This window comes from Opitutaceae bacterium (genome assembly GCA_015075305.1).
Classification (GTDB): Bacteria; Verrucomicrobiota; Verrucomicrobiia; order Opitutales; family Opitutaceae; genus UBA6669.
In genome coordinates this window covers 405,770-424,890 of the sequence record JABTUS010000001.1, presented here as the reverse complement: position 1 = coordinate 424,890, position 19,121 = coordinate 405,770, and the positions used below count along the sequence as shown (strand labels likewise).

The 19,121-nt window shown below is 62.1% G+C and carries 15 protein-coding genes; 10 read left to right on the top strand and 5 right to left on the bottom strand.

The features are described from left to right. Positions 1–89 precede the first annotated feature (89 nt). The 5 genes from HS122_01675 to HS122_01655 all read left to right on the top strand — a co-directional run bounded on the left by HS122_01675 (position 90) and on the right by HS122_01655 (position 6,274). Positions 90–998: a hypothetical protein gene (locus HS122_01675; GenBank protein ID MBE7537108.1), complete on the top strand. Its 909-nt coding sequence runs from the start codon at positions 90–92 to the stop codon at positions 996–998. Positions 999–1,145: 147 nt separating this feature from the next. Beyond that, entirely contained in the window at positions 1,146–3,119 is a 1,974-nt protein-coding gene (locus tag HS122_01670) for a hypothetical protein (protein ID MBE7537107.1), read from the top strand. Positions 3,120–3,754: 635 nt separating this feature from the next. After that, positions 3,755–4,972, top strand: coding sequence for an ISAzo13 family transposase (locus HS122_01665; GenBank protein MBE7537106.1), 1,218 nt, complete (start codon positions 3,755–3,757; stop codon positions 4,970–4,972). A gap of 108 nt (positions 4,973–5,080) precedes the next feature. Further along, complete coding sequence (locus tag HS122_01660) at positions 5,081–5,533, top strand: cupin domain-containing protein (GenBank protein MBE7537105.1); 453 nt, start codon at positions 5,081–5,083, stop codon at positions 5,531–5,533. 63 nt (positions 5,534–5,596) lie between these two features. Then, entirely contained in the window at positions 5,597–6,274 is a 678-nt protein-coding gene (locus tag HS122_01655) for a GntR family transcriptional regulator (protein ID MBE7537104.1), read from the top strand. 15 nt (positions 6,275–6,289) lie between these two features. Here the strand turns inward: HS122_01655 and HS122_01650 are convergent, their stop codons facing one another. The 3 genes from HS122_01650 to HS122_01640 all read right to left on the bottom strand — a co-directional run bounded on the left by HS122_01650 (position 6,290) and on the right by HS122_01640 (position 8,651). Next, positions 6,290–7,057, bottom strand: coding sequence for an SDR family oxidoreductase (locus HS122_01650; GenBank protein ID MBE7537103.1), 768 nt, complete (start codon positions 7,055–7,057; stop codon positions 6,290–6,292). Between the two features lie 134 nt (positions 7,058–7,191). Next, complete coding sequence (locus tag HS122_01645; GenBank protein ID MBE7537102.1) at positions 7,192–7,833, bottom strand: cyclase family protein; 642 nt, start codon at positions 7,831–7,833, stop codon at positions 7,192–7,194. 35 nt (positions 7,834–7,868) lie between these two features. After that, a complete protein-coding gene (locus tag HS122_01640) occupies positions 7,869–8,651 on the bottom strand; it encodes an SDR family oxidoreductase (GenBank protein MBE7537101.1) in 783 nt (260 codons plus the stop codon). A 307-nt stretch (positions 8,652–8,958) separates the two neighbouring features. Here HS122_01640 and HS122_01635 point away from each other — a divergent pair, with 307 nt between their 5' ends. Next, positions 8,959–11,166 carry an arylsulfatase gene (locus HS122_01635; GenBank protein MBE7537100.1) on the top strand — a complete coding sequence of 736 codons (2,208 nt, stop codon included), beginning with the start codon at positions 8,959–8,961 and terminating at the stop codon, positions 11,164–11,166. 58 nt (positions 11,167–11,224) lie between these two features. On the opposite strand, the gene HS122_01630 is transcribed toward HS122_01635, so the two are convergent. Beyond that, entirely contained in the window at positions 11,225–12,028 is an 804-nt protein-coding gene (locus tag HS122_01630; GenBank protein MBE7537099.1) for a helix-turn-helix transcriptional regulator, read from the bottom strand. A 108-nt stretch (positions 12,029–12,136) separates the two neighbouring features. Between HS122_01630 and HS122_01625 the strand changes: the two genes are divergently transcribed. Together HS122_01625 and HS122_01620 are read left to right on the top strand one after the other, a co-directional pair. Beyond that, positions 12,137–13,285 (top strand): Gfo/Idh/MocA family oxidoreductase, encoded by a 1,149-nt coding sequence (locus HS122_01625; protein MBE7537098.1) that lies wholly within the window; start codon positions 12,137–12,139, stop codon positions 13,283–13,285. A 217-nt stretch (positions 13,286–13,502) separates the two neighbouring features. Next, a complete protein-coding gene (locus HS122_01620) occupies positions 13,503–14,189 on the top strand; it encodes a zinc metallopeptidase (protein MBE7537097.1) in 687 nt (228 codons plus the stop codon). 30 nt (positions 14,190–14,219) lie between these two features. Here HS122_01620 and HS122_01615 read toward each other — a convergent pair whose 3' ends face one another. Then, positions 14,220–15,497, bottom strand: coding sequence for a tyrosine--tRNA ligase (locus HS122_01615; GenBank protein ID MBE7537096.1), 1,278 nt, complete (start codon positions 15,495–15,497; stop codon positions 14,220–14,222). A gap of 198 nt (positions 15,498–15,695) precedes the next feature. Between HS122_01615 and HS122_01610 the strand changes: the two genes are divergently transcribed. Further along, positions 15,696–16,169: a redoxin domain-containing protein gene (locus HS122_01610; protein MBE7537095.1), complete on the top strand. Its 474-nt coding sequence runs from the start codon at positions 15,696–15,698 to the stop codon at positions 16,167–16,169. A gap of 65 nt (positions 16,170–16,234) precedes the next feature. Beyond that, positions 16,235–19,084, top strand: coding sequence for an aconitate hydratase (locus HS122_01605; protein ID MBE7537094.1), 2,850 nt, complete (start codon positions 16,235–16,237; stop codon positions 19,082–19,084). The last annotated feature ends 37 nt before the right edge of the window (positions 19,085–19,121 follow it).

The following is a 19,121-nucleotide window of genomic DNA, read 5'->3' as shown; positions in this document are numbered from 1 at the left end:
TGAGAATGAAACATATGGGAAGTTTCACTTCTAACTTTACGTGGAGGCGGGAATGCATCTGAAATGGATGGCACCCCAAGATTCACGGCATGATTAGCTACGATCCGAATCGCTGGTCCTCGCAGATTTTCGCGATTCGCGGCACGATTTCCCCGAAGGTATTTCTGCGCGTTGGAGTGGTTGTTGCCTGGAGCGTTTGTGTGGTGGCGCTGCATCGGTATGTGCGGCACATTGAGATTCCTCCAACGGTGCATGCATTGATCGGTGTCGCCCTCGGACTGCTGCTGGTGTTTCGCACGAACTCCTCGTATGACCGCTATTGGGAGGGGCGGAAGTCGTGGGCTCGGATCCTGAACGAAAGCCGCAACATTGCGCGCTCCTCCCGCACCCTGCTCGGGGGGCATCCGGCGCTCAGCAATGCGGTCATCCTGTGGACCGCAGCCTTCCCCTACGCGTGCATGCACTCGCTGCGCGGAGGCCGCGGACTTGGGCCGATGGTGCGGCGATTGCCGGCGGCGGAGGTGGAGGGGGTGCTTTCCGCCCCCCATGTGCCCACCGCCGTGGCGATGCGAATCACCGCGCCCCTGGTTGAGAATCGTCCCGCGGGAACGTTTGCGGAACGCGCGGTGATTGCCATTGATGGCATGGTCCGTAGTCTGCTCGAGCAGATTGGAGAGTGCGAGCGCATCAAGAACACGCCGCTGCCGTTCGCCTATGTGGTTCACCTCCGCAGGGCCCTTGTCCTTTACCTCCTGACGCTGCCTTTCGCGCTGGTGGGATCCTTTGGTTGGATGACCATCCTTTACACGCTTTTGAGCGCCTACATTCTCATGGGAATCGACGAAATCGGGGTTGAGATCGAAAATCCTTTTGGCGGGGACCGCAACGACCTGCCCCTCGAGACCATCTGCGAGACTGCGGAGAAGGATCTTCTGGCGCTTATGATTCCACCGATGGATTCCTCCGCGGACAGCCCGCCGTTGGACGCCCCTGCCTGAGGAAAGGGAGAGGTGTCTGATCGAGGGTTGCATCCGGCCAGATGCTGATTTTCCCCGCAGGGAAAGCGCTTGCCACACCCTTGGGCCCGTGGAGACTGGGCCTCCTACACGCAAACCACGCGGGCACATCCCCGCCCGACCTCCGTCATGGACGAAAAGCCATCCACCGAGAATCCTTCCAAAAAGGATTTCAACAAACTCGATCTGAGCCAGCTCCAAGGGTTCAGCTTCGGAACCCAATGGGCGCAGGAAAAACACGAGCCGCGCCCGCGAGCGGACGGTCGTGAGGATGCGCCGCGTCGCAGCCATGACCGGCGCGACCGCGAGGCGCACGGCGCGCCGGGGACGGGCGCGCTGAACCGCGATCGGCGCGGCTTCCGCAGACCGGGCGGTGGTGCGCCGCAACCCGGCGAGTCGCGCGATGCGAATGCAGGCGCGCCTGGAGGGCGGCGTGAGCAGGAGCGCCTTGAGGATGTTCGGGGCCGTGGGCAGGGTGAGGCACGGGGCATGCCCCGACGCGAAAACGGGCACGGTGGTGGACGCGGAGACAGGAGGGGAGGTCATGGCGAGCGTGGTCCGCGTTTTGGAGTCCGCGAGGGTGCGCACGCAGGCGTGCGTCATGAAGATCGAGGTCCCTACATCAGCCCTTACTTCACGGTCACATTCTATCCGGAAGACGCCAGCTTTGCCGCGCTGTCCAAGACAATCCGAAGCTCATGCCGCACCTTTGAGCTATTTGACATCGCGAAAACTGTCATTGGCAAACCCGAGCGCTTTGTAGTCGTGCTCGCGAGAAAACCGGCGGACGCGGCCCATGCCGAAGCACCTGCGGCTGCGCCAGCGGCTGCCGGAGGCAAGCCGGCGCCGATCTACCTGTCCGTCCCGGATGGAATTCCCTTTGAAAATGAAGAGAGCGCAATCGCGCATGTCATTGAGAAACACCTTGGGCTTTTCTTTGACATTGCGGAGGTCGAGGTTGAGCCGCCAAAGGGCAATTACCTGATCGTCAACCGCTGTGGAGTGACCGGCGATTTGCTTGGGCCGCCGAACTACCACCGCTACAATCAGATTCTCCAGCAGCATTTCAGCTCCAGAATCCGGGGAATGTCACTTGAGGTTTACCGCTCCCGGGTCGAGTCGGTGCGTGATGCCGAGGTTGTCAATCAATGGCTGGAAAAGATGAAGAAGGCCACGCGCTACACTTGGAAACAGGCGGATGCGCCGGCTGTGGAAGGTCAGCCCCCTCCCGTCGTGGCATTTGATTCGTTCGAGGAGGCGCGGCTGCACCTTTTGACTCAGGCGCGCGACAAAATTGTCAAGTCGGTCGACAATGCACGCTTCCATGGAACGCTTGCGGCAACAATGCCGCCCGGAGAAATTCGCCGCTCCGTTGAAGGCGCCCTCGAACGGCAGCGTCGCTTCCCGCTGGATACTGCGAATGCGCTCCGCGGTCGTCTGCGCCGTGAAGGATTCACAATTTTCAAGAAGGGCTCGAAGGGGATCAGCTATGTTTGCGCGGTAAAACGGAAGTTCCGGGTGCCGGGTCAGACGTTCTCCGAGACGATTGGAAGTCTCATCGCGTTCATCGAGTCCAATCCCATGGTGAGGGCCGGTGACCTTCCCGGCAAACTGCTTGGGCTGTCGGGGGCGCCCACGGCGGCTGCGGCCGGTGCGCAACCAGCAGAAGGACTGGAGCCGCATCAGACCATGCTCAGCGCCGAGGACCAGAACCGGCTGACGCGCATGCAGGGCGACTTGCGGTGGCTCGTGACGGAAGGCTATGTGACGGAGTTCCTCGATGGCAGGCTGTTTGCTGCGCCGGCGATGGTGGAGGCGCGGAAAAAGGAGATCGAGAGCGCGGAGCACGATCCCGAGAATTTTCCCGAAGCGCCTGCTCCGGAGCCATCCCGCGATTCCACCCCCGAACCGCGCTCGGATCCAATTGCTGAATCAGCACCGACACCCCAGCCCCCACCTGAGGCTGCTCCCGTGCCATCGATCGAAAGTGTTTCGGAGTGCGTGACGGCTGAGGCGGTGCCCGCCGCGATCGAGACCGCAGTCGAACCATCTTCCGGGGTTGGTCCCGAAACCACGCCCCGCCCGGCGGAACCTGCCCCTTAGGGCGTGTGCAAAAATAACTTCATTCAATGGAGCGTAAAGAGTACAATTGGACGGGCGTGCTCGGAAGAAAGACTGGGCAGATCTATGGATCCGGTTAGAGGAGAAACACGAGGGCCGGTCGTGTGGTGATTGAGATGGAGTGGATGTTATATTAACGCTCGACTCGCCGGGTTTTGGCGTTAAGCTAACATTATGAATCGGATTCACTATTCTGCGGAGCGACTCGTCGAGGTTTTCCAACGTCAGGCCGTGGCCACCTTGCCTGAACTGAAAGCGGCGCTGGGGACCGAGGTTGACCTCACGGTTTTCCGCAAACTCGCCACGCTGGACTACACCACCAGCTATTCGCATCGGGGAGCGTATTACACTCTCCACTCGATCGCTCGTTATGATGCTCAGGGACTTTGGTCGTATCAGGACGTTCGTTTTTCCCGGCATGGCACTTTGCTCGACACCGTGGCCGTGCTCACCACTCAGGCGCCGGCCGGGTACTTCACCGAGGAGTTGGATGCCGTCGTCGGCGTGCCGTGCAAGGATGCGTTGCGCCAGCTGGTGCAACGCGACCGCTTGCAGCGCCGGCCCTGTCCGGACCGTTACCTCCACGGCGCCGCCGAGCGCGCCCGCTGGCAGGAGCAGTGGGCGGCCAGGCAGGGCCGGGACGACGAACTGCCGGCGGCAGTCGCCCTTTTCTACGGCCTGCTCGACGAGCAGCAGCGCCGGCTCTACGCCGGGTTGGAAAGCCTGCAGCGCGGTCATGGCGGGGACCGACGGATGGCCGGGTTGCTGGGCCTGGATGCGGCGACCGTGGCACGCGGCCGGCGCGAACTGCTCACCGGCCAGGTATTGCACGGGCGCGTCCGCCGGGCCGGAGCCGGACGCCAGCCGGTGGAAAAAAAACGGCGGAGATCCTGACGAACCTCCGCTCGCTGCTGACCGCCGACACCGCCGGCGATCCGATGGGCCGGCGCGGATTGTGGACCGGTCTGCGTTTGCGTCAGATCAGCCGGCAATTGCGCCGGCTGCACCTGCGGGTCTGTCCAAACACGGTGCGCCGCCTGTTGGAAAAACTTGGTTACGCACTGCACGCCAACCGCAAGAGCCTCGGCCAGTCCTGTCCTGAGCGCGATCGGCAGTTCCGTTATCTCACCCGGCAGCGCCGCCGCTTCACCGCGGAGCACGCTCCCATCATCAGCGTCGACACCAAAAAACGCGAACTGGTCGGCCAGTTCAAGAATCCGGGCCGCGTGTGGAGTCGCGCGCCACTGCCGGTGCACGACCACGACTTCCCTTCGCTCGGCTTGGGCATCGCCATCCCTTATGGCATCTACGATGGCGCGGCCAATCGCGGTTACGTCTCGATCGGCACCTCCCGCAACACCCCTGACTTCGCCGCCGAGTCGATCCGGCACTGGTGGCTGCACGACGGCCGTCGCCGCTATCCCAACGCATCCCGCTTGCTCATCCTCGCAGACAATGGCGGCAGCAACGGCGCCAGTTGCCGGCTCTGGAAACACGCCCTGCAAACGAAGCTCGTCGACCCCTTCGCGCTGTGCGTCACCGTTTGCCACTATCCCACCGGCGCTTCCAAGTGGAATCCCATCGAACACAGGCTGTTCTCCGAAATCAGCAAACAATGGGCCGGCCAGCCGCTGCGCGACCATGCGACGATCGTGCGTCTCATCCGCCAGACCCGCACCGATTCCGGGCTCACCGTCGCCTGCGAACTGAATCCCAAGCGTTACCTGACCGGCATCAAACTCGCCCCGGACCAAATCGACAAAATCAGTCTTCATCGACACCCTGTGCTCCCCGATTGGAACTACACTCTCCTGCCAAACGAAAGTGGGAATTAAATTTTGCACACGCCCTTAGTCTTGGGAGTGCATTGGCGCCAATCGTGGAGGCGCCGGCTGCATTTTATGCGTGCCACATGAACGTTTGTGTGGCGGGCTCGCATGACCATGATTATTGCAGACATTGCCAAGATACCGGGTCGCACGTTTCCTGCTCGTCGTTGGACCAGGGGAATGGTTGGGCAGGCCGGTCAGCCGATTGCGGCGAAGGGATTCGCCATGGGTTATGTGGTGCTCGAACCTCGAGGAGGCCAGGTGCCCTGGCACAATCAGGAGCAGGAGGAAGTCTACATGATCATCGAGGGCACGGGCGAGATATGCGTGGGGAGCGAGCGCCGGGAGATCTCAGCCGGACAGGCGGTGTTCCTTCCGCCGACAGTTTTTCATCAACTGACCAATACCGGCGACGAACCGCTCCACATGATGTACATTTACTGCCCCGGTGGCGACGTCGCGCACTGGCGCCAGGAACTGGACGGCACGCTGCCACCCGCTGGCGTGGGACCGACTCCGCCGCTGCCGGATGGGGCGGCGGCGCAGTGCACGAAGAAGCCTGAGTGAATCCGCATCCGGCTGCGAAACAGATGGCTGCGTCCCCAGCAGGTGAATGCCGCCCACGAGCCAGTGAAAGCAAAACGAACGACGGAATTGTCTGAAGGGGTTTCCGACCGGCTTATCGGGTCGATCGTAACCTGGAAAATCAAGCCGGGGCACCCGCTTCGGGAAGCGCGACTGGCGAAAGAGTGGGGCGTGAGCCGCACGCCGGTGCGCGAGGCGGTCCGTCAGGCGGCCGCCTTGGGACTCGTGGAACTTCGACCGAATCGGGCACCGCTCGTCAGGCTCCTGACAGCGCGGGACGCAATGAATCTATACTCGTTTCGCGAGGTGCTTGAGGTCATCGCCCTGGAGCAGGCGTTCGAGGCAATACCGGCAGACAAGGTGGACGTGCTCTGCAAGCGCGTTGAGAGCCTCGAACGCAGCCTGGAAAAGAAAACCAGGCGGCGGTCCGCGCACAACGTGGATGCGGAACTGCACCAGTTGTGGATCGGCCACTGCAGCAATCGGTGGTTGCAGCAGGCCATCGACCAACTTTGGACTTTCATCGAAATCCTTCAGCAGATCGTGGCCAGGGATGAGACGGCCCTGCGGAATTCGATTGAGGAACACCAGGCCATCCTCGCCGCACTTCGTCGCAAGGACCTTCCCACGACCCGGAAGGCGCTGCGGCATCACATTCGGTCCTCCGCCAAATACCTGAGGCGGAGACTGGCAGCCCTGCATGGCAGCGACGCCGGGACGTAAGCCGTCGGCTGGCGGTCATTTTCCCGCGGTCCAGCCGCATTCAATGAGAAATGTGGTGCCAGTCACCATGTGGGATTCCGGAGCTGCCAGGTAGAGGGCGGCGGCGGCGATTTCGTCAGGCCGGATCATCCGGCCAAAAAGCTGGGTGGATGCCATGGAACGGCAGGCCGCCTCGGGGTCGGCGTACTCCTGCAGGCGCGCCTTTACAAAGGGAGTTTCGACGCGACCGGGGCAGATGCAATTGCTTCGGATGCCGGCGGCAGCGTGATCGAGCGCCAGGCACTTTGTGAAACCGACGACAGCGAACTTCGTTGTGCAATAGGCGACACGGTCGCGTATGCCGACGACACCGCCTATGGATGCCATGTTGATGATATTCCCCGAATGGCGCTCCACCATGGCTGGGAGGAAAGCCTTGGTGACATTGAACATGCCCCGCACATTCACGGCATAGAGTCGGTCGAGATCCGCGCCGGTGGCTTCCAGCAGCGTTCCCACGCTGCCTATGCCCGCGTTGTTGACCAACACATCCAGTGCCTCGTGCCGCTTGGAGACCAGCCGTGCAGCCTCGGCGCAGGAGGTTTCCTGGGTCACATCGAGTCCAAGTGCTTCAGCCCGGCCACCGGCGGCGCGGATGGCATTCGCCTGGGCTTCTGCAGCCGCGTGGTCGATGTCGGCGGCGTAAACGAATGCGCCGGCTTTGGCGAACAGCGCTGCGATGGCGGTGCCGATACCTGAGCCTGCGCCGGTGATGAGAGTGTTTTTTTCGTTCAGTGAAAACATGGAGGAGTCGCAAATGAGGGAGAGGAATGGGGTCATAGACCTGAAACCCGGAGGGTGCCTGGAACCCGCGGTTCAAGAAAGTCCGCCGTTGCGGCTGCAACCGCCGAACGGTCGGTGGGATTCGCGGACGCGGTTTAGAGGGAGCGAAGCAAGGCCCGGCACCAGCCTCCGTCGACCCCGACCAGCTTCACTGGTGCGGCCAGCAGTTCATAGCGGCCGGCCGGAATTTCGCGAAGACAGATGTTTTCGAGGATGAGCGTCCCCTTGCCGAGCAGCTCCATGTGAGCGGGAAAGGTGGGCTCCGTTGGGGGATCGATCGTGAGGTAGTCGAGTCCCACGAGCAGGATGCCGCGCTTCGTGCACCACCGGGCGGCGGAATCAGAAATATAGATGAAGTTCGGATTCCACGGCTGCTCCCAGTAGTTGATTTCACCGTTGCGGGTGCGGAAAAGCAGGCGCTTGGTATCCGGGGCGATGCCCGCACGTTCGAGCGCCGCCGCGTCCACGCAGCGATCGAGGTGCCGGAGATCGAGCACTTCGCAGGGGCCGACCCAGTGTTTGAGCGGCATCTCGTCGAGTCGCCGGCCGCCCTTGATGAAGTGCCACGGAGCGTCGACATGCGTTCCATGATGCAGGCCTCCGCGGTAGAATCCCACGTTGGCGGGATTCCCCTTCTCGTGGGTCCAGCCCGGCCAGTGGAAATCCGGCGCAGGGTCGCCCGGGAACACCGTGGTGGCGGGGGAGGTGGGGATGCTGATGTCGAGGTAGTTTGGCATGTCGTGATGGAGGCGGTGAGGAGCGGCGGCAGAGTCTATTTCTCCCAGTACTTCGCGCCCGGGAGCGAGCCGTCCATCACATACCCGCCGTCGATTGTCAGATGCTGGCCGGTCATGTAGCGCGATTCGTCGCTCGCCAGAAAAACCGCGCCGCTGGCGATCCAGCCGGCTTCGGCGATCTCCCGCATCGGCACGCGTTCGAAAAGCGCGCGCTTCACGGAATCCGTGTACATGGGCGTCGTCAGTTCGGTGAAGGTTGCGCCCGGGCGGATGAAGTTGGCGGTGATGCCGTGGGGGGCCGCCTCGGTGGCAACCGTGCGGATGAAGGCCTCGATGCCGCCCTTTGCCGCGGTATAGTGCCCGCAGTTGGGCTCGCTCAGGACGGCATGGATGCTGGAAATGGCGATGATTCGCCCGCGGCTCCCGCACTTGATCATCTCCCGCAGGCCCCGCTGGGTGCACAGGAAGACGCTCTTCAGGTTGGTGCGGATGATCAGGTCCCACTCCGCCTCGGGCATGTTCACGACGGCCGACTGGCGGATGATGCCGGTGTTGTTGACCAGAATATCGAGGCCGCCGAGGAAGGCGACGGCCTGGTCGAACGCGGCCTGGACCTCGGCGGACTGACCGACATCGCAATGGCAGGCGCAGGCTCTGCCGCCGGCCGCGTTGATCTGGTCGGCCACCGCCCTGGCGGCGGGGTCGTTGATGTCCAGTATTGCGACCTGGGCGCCTTCGGCGGCGAAGCGCAGGGCGATGGCTTTTCCGATGCCGCTGGCGGCTCCGGTGACGAGGGTTTTCTTGCGGGCGAGTCTCATGGGGGGCGGGCGTGCGCGGCGGATTGCGCCGCGCGGTTTGGTGATCTCGCCGGAGCGAACGTGAAACCGTCACAAGTGTCCACACTTAACTTCATTTCAGCCGGATTTCCGGCGGAACGGCGCGCGGCTGGCGCCCCGGGTCGGCGAGAATGAGGGGCGCGGGAAACCGGCGGTCCGGGACGGAAAAGTGTCGACACACGGATGCCGTGGCGGCATGACTGGCCGGGCGTGCGAGGACAGTGCTCCCCGCTGCGACGAGTTCTCCCGCCCATGTCACTCATCGCTTCGTCCTGACCGCCGGTTTGCCATGAAAAGCATCCCTCCATTCCGGCGATGGTTTGCAGGCGCCCTGAGCTTCTGGGGTTGCGGGATCTCCGCGCTGTTTTCCGCTCCGGCGCCGGCGGTGGCGGAACCCAGCATTGTCGTCATTTTGATCGACGACGCGGGATTCTCCGATCCGAGCGCCTTCGGTGGCGCCGCACGGACGCCTGGATTCGACAGGCTGGCGGCGGAGGGCCTCCGGTACAACAATTTCCATGTGGCGGCGATTTGCACGGCGACGCGGGCCGCGCTGCTGACGGGCCTCAATCCCCATCATGCAGGTTTTGGCACGCTGACCGACAGGGCGGGGAAGGGACCCGGCTACGACTGCCGGTGGAAAAGCAATGTCCCTTCGATCGCTGACGTGCTGCATCGGAACGGCTATGCCACCGCGGCCATCGGCAAGTGGCACAATACGCCTTGGGAGGAAATGTCGCCCTCCGGGCCGTTCGACCGCTGGCCGACCCGGCTTGGGTTTGATTACTTCTATGGATTCATGCAGCCGGGGGCGACCTCCCTGTGGGAGCCCCATTCGCTGTATCGCAATACGACGCCAGTCGAACCGACATCCACGACGGGGCGGCGCTACCATCTCACGACTGACCTGACCAACGAGGCCATCGCCTGGGTCAAGGCGCAGCGGAGGACGGCCCCGGCCCGCCCGTTTTTCCTCTATTTTGCCTCCGCCGCGGTTCATTTCCCGATTCACGTTCCGGCGGAATGGATTGAGCGCTATCGCGGGCGATTCGATCAGGGCTGGGACAGGTATCGCGAGGAGGTTTTTCAACGCCAGAAGAAGCTGGGAGTGATCCCTGCGGATGCCGGGCTGACGCCTCGACCCTCCGGTCTTCCTGCATGGGATTCGCTCACGTCGGAGCAGAAGAAAATCAATGCATCTGAAATGGAGGCCTACGCAGGCTTTGTCTCCCACACGGATCACGAGGTGAATCGCCTGATTGAGGCGGTGCGGGCTGGTCCCGGCGGCGAGAACACGCTCATATTCTACATATTCGGAGACAACGGAGGGAGTCCCGGTCCACCGCTGGCCGGGACGCCGGCGGCCACTCTACGGAGACTGGACGAACTCGGTGAAGCGCAGCTCCTGACGGGTATACCCACCGGATGGGCGTGGGCTGTGGGCGCCCCGTTCCAATGGTACAAATCCTTTGCCTCGCACTTTGGGGCATTGCGCAATCCCCTGGTGGTGTCATGGCCTGCCCGCATCAAGGATGTCGGTGGCCTGAGAAGTCAGTTTACCAATGTCTCCGATGTCGCCGCCACAATCTATGCCGCGGCCGGCGTCGAATTTCCGGCGACCCACAATGGGGAGAAAACCATTCCCCTCGACGGCCTGAGTTTTGACGCGACCTTCACTCAGGCGGACGCGCCGTCGCGCCGCAAAACGCAGTATTTTGAGATGTGGGGCAATCGTTCCATTTACCATGACGGATGGGTGGCAGCCGCGCGACACCGAGGCGGCAAGCCATTCAAGGCCGACCCATGGGAACTGTATCATGTGGCGGCCGATTTCAGCCAGGCGCGGGACTTGGCTGCCATGCATCCGGAGAAGCTGGCGGATCTGCGGGCGCTGTTCGATGCGGAGGCTGCCGCGAACAACGTCCTGCCTTTGCGTGCGCTGGACATGCACACCCATTTGACTGGCACCGGTTATGCGTCGACGCCTGGCACCGAAATTGTCCGGTTCCCGGCCGGATCGCCGCGCCTGCTGGGCATCGCCGCGCCAAATTTTCTTCGAACGCATCGGATCACTGCCGATGTCACGATCACTGATCAACTGACGTCCGGGATCCTGGTGTCCTGGGGCTGCCGGTGGTCCGGGTTCGTGCTTTATGCGCAGGAAGGCCGACTGTTCTATGAGAGCCACGAGTATGGAGGCGGCCGGACGATCATCACCTCGCAGGAACTGCTGCCGAAGGGACGATGCACCGTCGGATTCGAGTTCGTTGAGCAGGAGCGGTCCCCTGGGAGCCCAGGCATTCGAAGCGCGGGCAGAGGCACACTGCTGGTCGACGGGCGGGGGGTGGGATCTGGATCAGTGGCGCTTTCCCTGAACTCGGCGTTTTGGGGGGCGTTTGGTGTCGGGCGGGGCTTTGGCTCTCCGGTGAGTGACGCGTATGCCCTGCCCTTTGCGTTCAGCGGCACGCTGCACGAGGTGACGATTCGGCTGCCCTAGTGCGTCGTTTCGAGCTTTGATCGAGTCCCTTGTTGAGCACCCTCAAAGGCCGATGGACTCAGGCTGAGGTGAAACGGACCAGAGGCTTCTGCGACTGCCGTTTCCATCGGCTCGGGGTCATGCCGGTCTTGCGCCGAAACCAGCGCGCAAAGTAGTTCGGATCATCGAATCCTGCCTGGCTTGCGGCGTCGGACACGGGGATTTTTGCCCGCAGGGCGGCTTGGGCCGCCTCCAGCCGGACGAGGTCGCGCACTCCGCGAAGACCCAGTCCGTGGTCGCGTTTGAGTCGCCGACTCAGAGCGTCGCGCGCATAGCCCGATTCCCTTGCGACATCGGACAGCCGGACGGACTCACGCAGCCGCGCCTTCACCCGGTCAAACAAGCTGCGCGGGGCAATTTGCGGAGCGGGTTCCGCTTTGGCGGGTTCCAGCAGGCGGGCGATGACTGCGATGATTGCGGGGTAGTCCGACAGGGCCGGACGGCCCTTGGTCGGAACCTGGGCGAGCAGGCTGTGCAGCTCGCTCAAGGTGTGCTGAGGGAGCCTGCGGTGCACGGCGCGGAGGCGCTTTTTCGGCGTCTGGTAGTCGAGCACGAGACAGAGCGGACGGCTCTGGCCGATGGTTGAAAACCCGTGGCGCACCCGGGGCGGAATGATGAAGAGATCCCCCCCGCGCGCCGAGATGCGCTGCTCGCGAATGTGCTGAACACCTTCTCCCGCGAGGTACAGGATGAGTTGCGAATAAGGGTGCGTGTGCCTGGCGACTTCCGCAGCGCGATGCCGGTTGAGCTGGAGTTTGCGCAGCACGAATCCCAGGGCGTGGATCTCGATCTGCTGGATGAGTATCGGGCTCCAGGCGAGCATGACGGTTGTGTGCTAGAATTGGCCGGTTGTGTTCTAACCTCAAGCCTGCATTTGGGGCTATGCTGTGACCCGCAATCCACTCCCATCCCCAATCAAAGGCTCGATCCCATGACCACGCATAAAATCGGCATCATCATGAACGGCGTCACCGGACGCATGGGCACCAACCAGCACCTGCTGCGCTCCATCAAGGCGATCATCGACCAGGGCGGCATAAAGCTGTCCGATTCGGAAACGATCATGCCTGATCCGATCCTCATTGGACGCAACGAGGCCAAGCTCGCGGCGCTCGCCGCCCGCGCAGGCGTCAAACGGTACTCCACCAACCTCGATGCGGCGCTGGCGGACGCGGGCAACCAGGTCTATTTCGACGCAACGCTCACGGGACAGCGACCGGTCGGAGTGCGGAAGGCCATCGCCGCGAGGAAACACATCTACTGTGAGAAGCCGACGGCGACAACCTCCGCCGAGGCGCTTGCGCTGTACCGCGAAGTGACGGCGGCGGGACTCAAGAACGGCGTGGTGCAGGACAAGCTCTGGCTGCCGGGCCTGCTCAAGCTGAAGTACCTCATCGACACCGGCTTCTTCGGTCAGATTCTTTCCGTGCGCGGAGAGTTCGGCTACTGGGTGTTCACGGGCGAACATGAGAAGCTGCAGCGGCCTTCCTGGAACTACCGCAAGGAGGAGGACGGCGGCATCATCGTGGACATGCTTTGTCACTGGCAGTATGTCATTCAGAATCTCTTCGGCGAGGTGAAGTCCCTTTCCTGTCTCGGAGCAACGCACGTTCCCACCCGCTGGGATGAGGCGGGCAAACCGTACGCCTGCACGGCGGATGACTCCGCCTATGCCACCTTCGAACTCGTGAACGGGATAGTGTGCCACTTCAATTCGTCCTGGGCGGTGCGTGTCCGACGCGACGACCTGCTGACCCTCCAGGTTGATGGCACGCAGGGATCTGCGGTTGCGGGCCTGCGCGACTGCACGGCGCAGCATCTGTCGGCGACGCCGCGCTGCGTGTGGAACCCGGACATCGACAGCCCCGTCAAGTTTTTCGACGGCTGGACGCGAGTGCCGTCAAACGACACCTACGACAATGCATTCAAGGTTCAGTGGGAGCTGTTCCTCAGGCACGTTGTGAAGGACACTCCGTTCCCGTGGAATCTGCTCCAGGGCGCCAAGGGTGTGCAGCTTGCGGAACTTGGACTCAAGTCCTGGGCAGAGCGCCGCTGGGTGGATGTGCCAGCGATCGGCTGATTGACCGCAGACGTCGTTGACGCTTCACCGGCCTTCCGTCGTTCCCGGGGCATCCATGCGCAGGATGTTCCAATTTCCTGCGCCGTTTCCATTCGGTGTCGCTTGCCCTTGCAAACGCGCGCGTTCCGCATGGCTTCTGCGGTAACCGACAGGCTGCCTCCCAACTTGCGTGTACGCGAGTTGCGGGCAGCCTCGGTCCAACTCGCTTCAAACTATGATGATCTGGATTATACTCGTTATTATACCGATGCTGTTCGGCATGTACGCGCAGTTCCGGGTGTCGAAGGCCTACAACAAGAATGTGCGCGTGCCATCCCGCGGGCACATCACGGGAGCTGAGGCTGCGGAGGCGGTCATGCGCGCGGCGGGGGTTTCCGGGGTTGAGATCGTCGAGGTTCCCGGCCAGCTCACGGACCATTACGATCCGATCAACAAGCGACTGGCCCTTTCGCACGACAATTTTCATGGCACCAGCCTGGCCGCGCTTGGCGTTTCCGCTCATGAGGCCGGTCATGCGATCCAGCACAAGGTGGGGTATTCGATGATGACGGTTCGGCAGACTCTTGTTCCCGCCACGAAGATCGCCGCGGGCGTGGCCAACTTTGTCCTGATTGCCGGAATTCTCCTGATTTCCAGCGCAATTGGCGGAAAGCTTCTGGTGATCGGTGCGCTCGCACTGGCGGTCATCTGTCTCTTCCAGCTTGTGACTCTGCCCGTTGAATTCGACGCCAGCCGCCGCGCAAAGCAGCAGCTTGTTGGTCTGGGGATTCTCGGACGGGATGAGATGCCGGGCGTCAATGAGACGCTTGACGCCGCAGCGCTAACCTATGTGGCCGCGTTTGTGGCGTCGCTTGGCTCGCTGCTCCAAATTCTTCTGATCCTTTCAGGCCGCCGGGACGACTAGCTGAAAACGGGTCGGCATGATCCTCCCGGATCATCCGACCAGCGTCATCACCGCGTAGTTGCGTTTGCCCTTTCGCAGCAGGATGTGCCGGTCGAAAACGATGTCGGTCGCGCCCAGGGTTTTGACGACATCCGCGCACTTGACATTGTTGATGTAGATGCCGCCGCCCTCGATGTCTTTTCGTGCCTGACCCTTGGACGGGCAGAGTCCTGTGGCAACGAGAGCCTCTGCGAGCGCAAGCGTGGCGGAAATCCTTTCGCGGGGAATGGAAGTGACGGGGAGTTCGCCGACGACGTCACGGAAAACCTCGGCGGACACTCCGTCGAGTCCGCCCCCGAACATGATCTCGCTCGCACGAATCGCATCGGCGCATGCCTCCGGGCCGTGAACGAGCGAGGTGATTTCCCTGGCGAGCGCCTTGTGGGCTTCGCGAGCGCCGGGGTTGGCGGCGTGCTTTTCCTCCAGTGCGTTGATCTCCGCATGGCTGAGAAAGGTGAACTTCCTGAGGTAGCCGGCAACCATGCTGTCCTCGGTATTGATGAAAAACTGGTAGAAGCGGTACGGGCTGGTTTTCTCCGGATCCAGCCAAACGGCGCCTCCCTCGGACTTGCCGAACTTCGTGCCGTCCGCCTTCGTGATCAGCGGGAATGTCAGCCCCCACGCCGGCATGCCCAGCTTTTTCCGGATCAGATCCGTGCCTGCCGTGATGTTGCCCCACTGGTCGGCTCCGCCGATCTGCAGTTCGCAGGACATCGCCTGGCGCAGGTGGGTGAAGTCGTTGGCTTGGAGCAACTGGTAGCTGAACTCCGTAAAGCTGATCCCGGATTCACTCTCCAGTCGGGATCTGACACTCTCCTTGGCGAGCATTGAGCTGAGGGAGAAGTGTTTTCCGACATCGCGCAGGAAATCGAGAAAGGTGACCGATGCGGTCCAGTCCGCGTTGTCGACAAGCCGCGCGGGATTCGTTGGCGATGAGAAATCGAGCAGTCGCTCCAACTGCCTCTTGATGCGCTGGACATTGTGATTCAGCTCCTCGCGGCTGAGCAGGTTCCGTTCGCTCGAACGGCCGCCCGGATCGCCGATCATGCCGGTGGCGCCTCCGGCGAGCGACAGGGGGTGGTGTCCTGCAAGTTGAAAGCGCCGGAGCAGAAGCTGGGGAACCAGGTGGCCCACATGGAGTGAATCTCCCGTCGGGTCGAAACCGCAGTACAGGGTCACCGGGCCCTCATTCAGGCGCCTGGTCAGCGCGGCAAGGTCGGTGCAATCGGCGACGAGGCCGCGCCATTGGAGATCTTCGATTAGAGTCATGTCAGAGCCAAGGGGTGAGTAACGCCGCTGGCTTAATCATCGGCAAGAGCGTTTCTTATGGCATGCAATCGGAAAACAGAAAGCAGTCTTCTCGCGGGAAAACGAGGTTGCGGCTTTGAGGGAGCTGGGTAGGCTTGGATTCCAATTCGGCGGATTTCCAACGCCGATCTCAATCGTCAACCCTGTCACTCGTTTATCATGCCGCTTACCGTTGGTTCCAAGGCCCCTTCCTTCACCCTGAAAACCAAGACCGCTGAAGGTCTCAAGGACGTCTCCCTTTCAGACTTCCTGGGCCGGAAGCCCGTTGTGATCCTTTTCTTTCCGCTCGCGTACAGCGGGCCGTGCACGACGGAGATGTGCGCGGTGACGTCGGGACTTCCAGACTACGAAAAGCTGGGTGCCGCGGTTGTTGGCATCAGCGTTGACAGTCCGTTTGCGCAGGAAGCCTGGGCGGCAAAGAACAACATCCGGATTACGCTGCTCAGCGACTTGAACAAGGAGACCGTGAAGGCGTACAAGGTCCTGTTCCCTGGGCTGCTTGGAATCGGTGACACGTCGGCCCGCGCCGCGTTCGTTGTCGGAAAGGATGGCTTGATCAAGTATGCCGAGCAGACACCGACGCCGCACGACCTGCCCAATTTCGATGCGGTCAAGGCGGCGCTGGCTCATTGAGTTGTTTGCCGCCTGCTTTCGCAGCCGGGCGAAACCCATCCTGATGCTCCTCTGAATTTCCCTCAATGTCCTCTTCCAATCCGCTCAATGCGCTGGCACGGTTTTCCGTTGGCGGCGCGACACACTCGTATTATTCGCTGCCGGCGCTGGCCGCGGCCGGATTCCCCCGGCTGACAAGGCTTCCCGTGTCGATTCGGCTGGTTCTGGAGTCGCTTCTGCGCAACTGTGACGGAAGACGTGTCACCGAGCAGGCCGTTCGCGATCTGGCGGCATGGAAGCCGGTTGCGAGCCGGACGGAGGAGATACCCTTCGTGGTTGCCCGGATCGTCCTGCAGGATTTCACGGGTGTGCCGCTCCTGGTGGACCTTGCGGCGATGCGTGCGGCGGCGGCGAGGCTTGGCAAGGACCCCAAGATCATCGAGCCCCTGGTACCCGTGGATCTGGTGATCGACCATTCGGTGCAGGTGGACTTTGCCGGCACCGCGGAGGCGCTTGGGAGAAACCTCGAGATGGAGTTCTCGCGCAATCGCGAACGCTATCAGTTTCTGAAATGGGGCATGCAGGCCTTTGACACCTTCAAGGTGGTGCCTCCCGGCATCGGCATCGTGCACCAGGTGAATCTCGAGTACCTTGCGAAGGGAGTGCTCTGCGACGCCAATGGCGTCTATTATCCGGACACGCTTGTGGGCACGGACTCGCACACGACGATGATCAACGGGCTCGGCATTGTCGGCTGGGGTGTCGGCGGAATCGAGGCGGAGGCGGGCATGCTTGGCCAGCCGGTGTATTTCCTGACGCCGGATGTTGTCGGCGTTCATCTCTCCGGCGCGCTCAGGGAGGGAGTCACGGCCACGGATCTGGCCCTCACGCTCACGCAGCTTCTGCGCAAGGCGAAGGTGGTCGGCAAATTCGTGGAATTTTTCGGGCCCGGAGCCGCTGCGTTGCCTGTGGTCGATCGTGCCACTATTGGAAACATGGCTCCGGAATATGGCGCCACGATGGGATTCTTCCCCATGGACGAGGAATGCACGAACTACCTTCGGTCGACGGGGCGCGACGAGAAATCGGTGGCGCTCTACGAGGCGTACTATCGGGCTCAGGGACTCTGGGGCATGCCCCGGAAGGGCGACATCGACTATTCGAGCGAACTCGAATTTGATCTGGGATCGGTGGTGCCGAGCGTGGCGGGCCCGAAGCGTCCGCAGGATCGCATTGAGCTGCCCAGGTTGAAGCAGGAGTTTGTCACGGCATTCTCACGGCCGCTGACTGAGAATGGATTTGGAAAGCCGCCGGAGGAAATTGGCCGGCGCGCCCATGTGGATGGCGGATTCGTGCACAAGTCCGCCGGAGGAGGGAGTCAGGAGCCGGTGAAGCTCGCAAGGTCGCTGGCACTGAACACCAATCCGCTTACGGAACTCGAAATGGCCAACAACCGGCCCACGCCGACCCCCGACCCCATGCTTCCGATTGTGAACAAGCAGGCGGGTGACCTGGGGCATGGCAGCGTGCTCATCGCCGCGATCACGAGCTGCACCAACACCTCGAATCCGTCCGTCATGCTGGCAGCGGGTCTCGTTGCCAAGCGTGCCGTTGAACGCGGCCTTCGGGTCAACCCGATTGTCAAGTCCTCGCTCGCTCCCGGTTCGCGCGTGGTGACCGAATATCTCGAGAAGACGGGCCTGCAGCCCTACCTTGACAAGCTTGGATTCCAGACTGTCGGCTACGGCTGCACGACCTGCATCGGCAATTCCGGTCCACTTTCCTCAGCCATTGAGGATGTTGTTGTGAAGAACGATTTCGTCACGGCATCGGTGCTCTCGGGCAACCGCAACTTCGAGGCGCGCATTCACCAGAATATCAAGGCAAACTTTCTGATGTCGCCGCCGCTGGTGGTTGCGTTTGCCCTGGCCGGGCGTGTCGATATTGACCTTTCGAAGGAGCCGCTTGGCACCGACAAGCAGGGCGGGCCGGTGTTTTTGAAGGATCTCTGGCCGACCCTGCAGGAGGTTCGTGATCACCTCAAGGCGGCCCTCAGGCCGGAGGTGTTCCGCAGGCTGTACGCGGATTTCGCCTCCCAGAATCCGAAGTGGAACGAAATCCCGTCGACAGCCGGGAATGTCTATCACTTCGAAGCAGGCTCTACCTACATTCAGGAGCCGCCGTTCTTTGAGGACTTTTCGATGACACCGGGTGCCATGCGCGAGATCAAGGGTGCGCGTGCCCTCGGGATTTTTGGCGATTCGGTCACGACGGACCACATTTCTCCGGCCGGTGCGATCAAGAAATCCTCGCCGGCGGGCCGGTATCTGCTCGAGCACGGGGTGGCGTTTGAGGACTTCAACAGCTATGGATCGCGGCGCGGCAATGACCGCATCATGACCCGTGGAACCTTTGCCAATGTCCGCATCAAGAACCTGATGCTGGGTGGGGAGGAGGGTGGCAACACGATCCATCAACCCTCGGGGGAAAAGCTTTCGATATATGATGCGGCCATCAAGTACGGGCAGAAGGGAGTGCCGCTGATCGTGATTGCGGGGCAGGAATATGGCACGGGTTCCTCGCGCGATTGGGCGGCCAAGGGAACCAGATTGCTGGGCGTGCGGGTGGTTGCGGCGCAGAGTTTCGAGCGCATTCATCGATCCAACCTGGTTGGCATGGGCGTGCTTCCGCTTCAATTCAAGGAGAGCGTCACGGCGAAGAGTCTTCGTCTCGATGGCAGCGAAACCTATGACGTTCTCGGACTCGAGACGGCACTCAAGCCGCAGCAGGATCTGACGCTTCGGATCACACGGAAGGATGGTTCCGTCGAGGATGTCGGCGTGCGCTGCCGCATTGATACGCCGATAGAGATCGATTACTATCAGCACGGCGGAATTCTTCCCTACGTCCTCCGGCAGATCATCGCGAGGTCGTAGGCATTGGTGTTCAGACAGGCAGGAGAGGCTTGGTTGT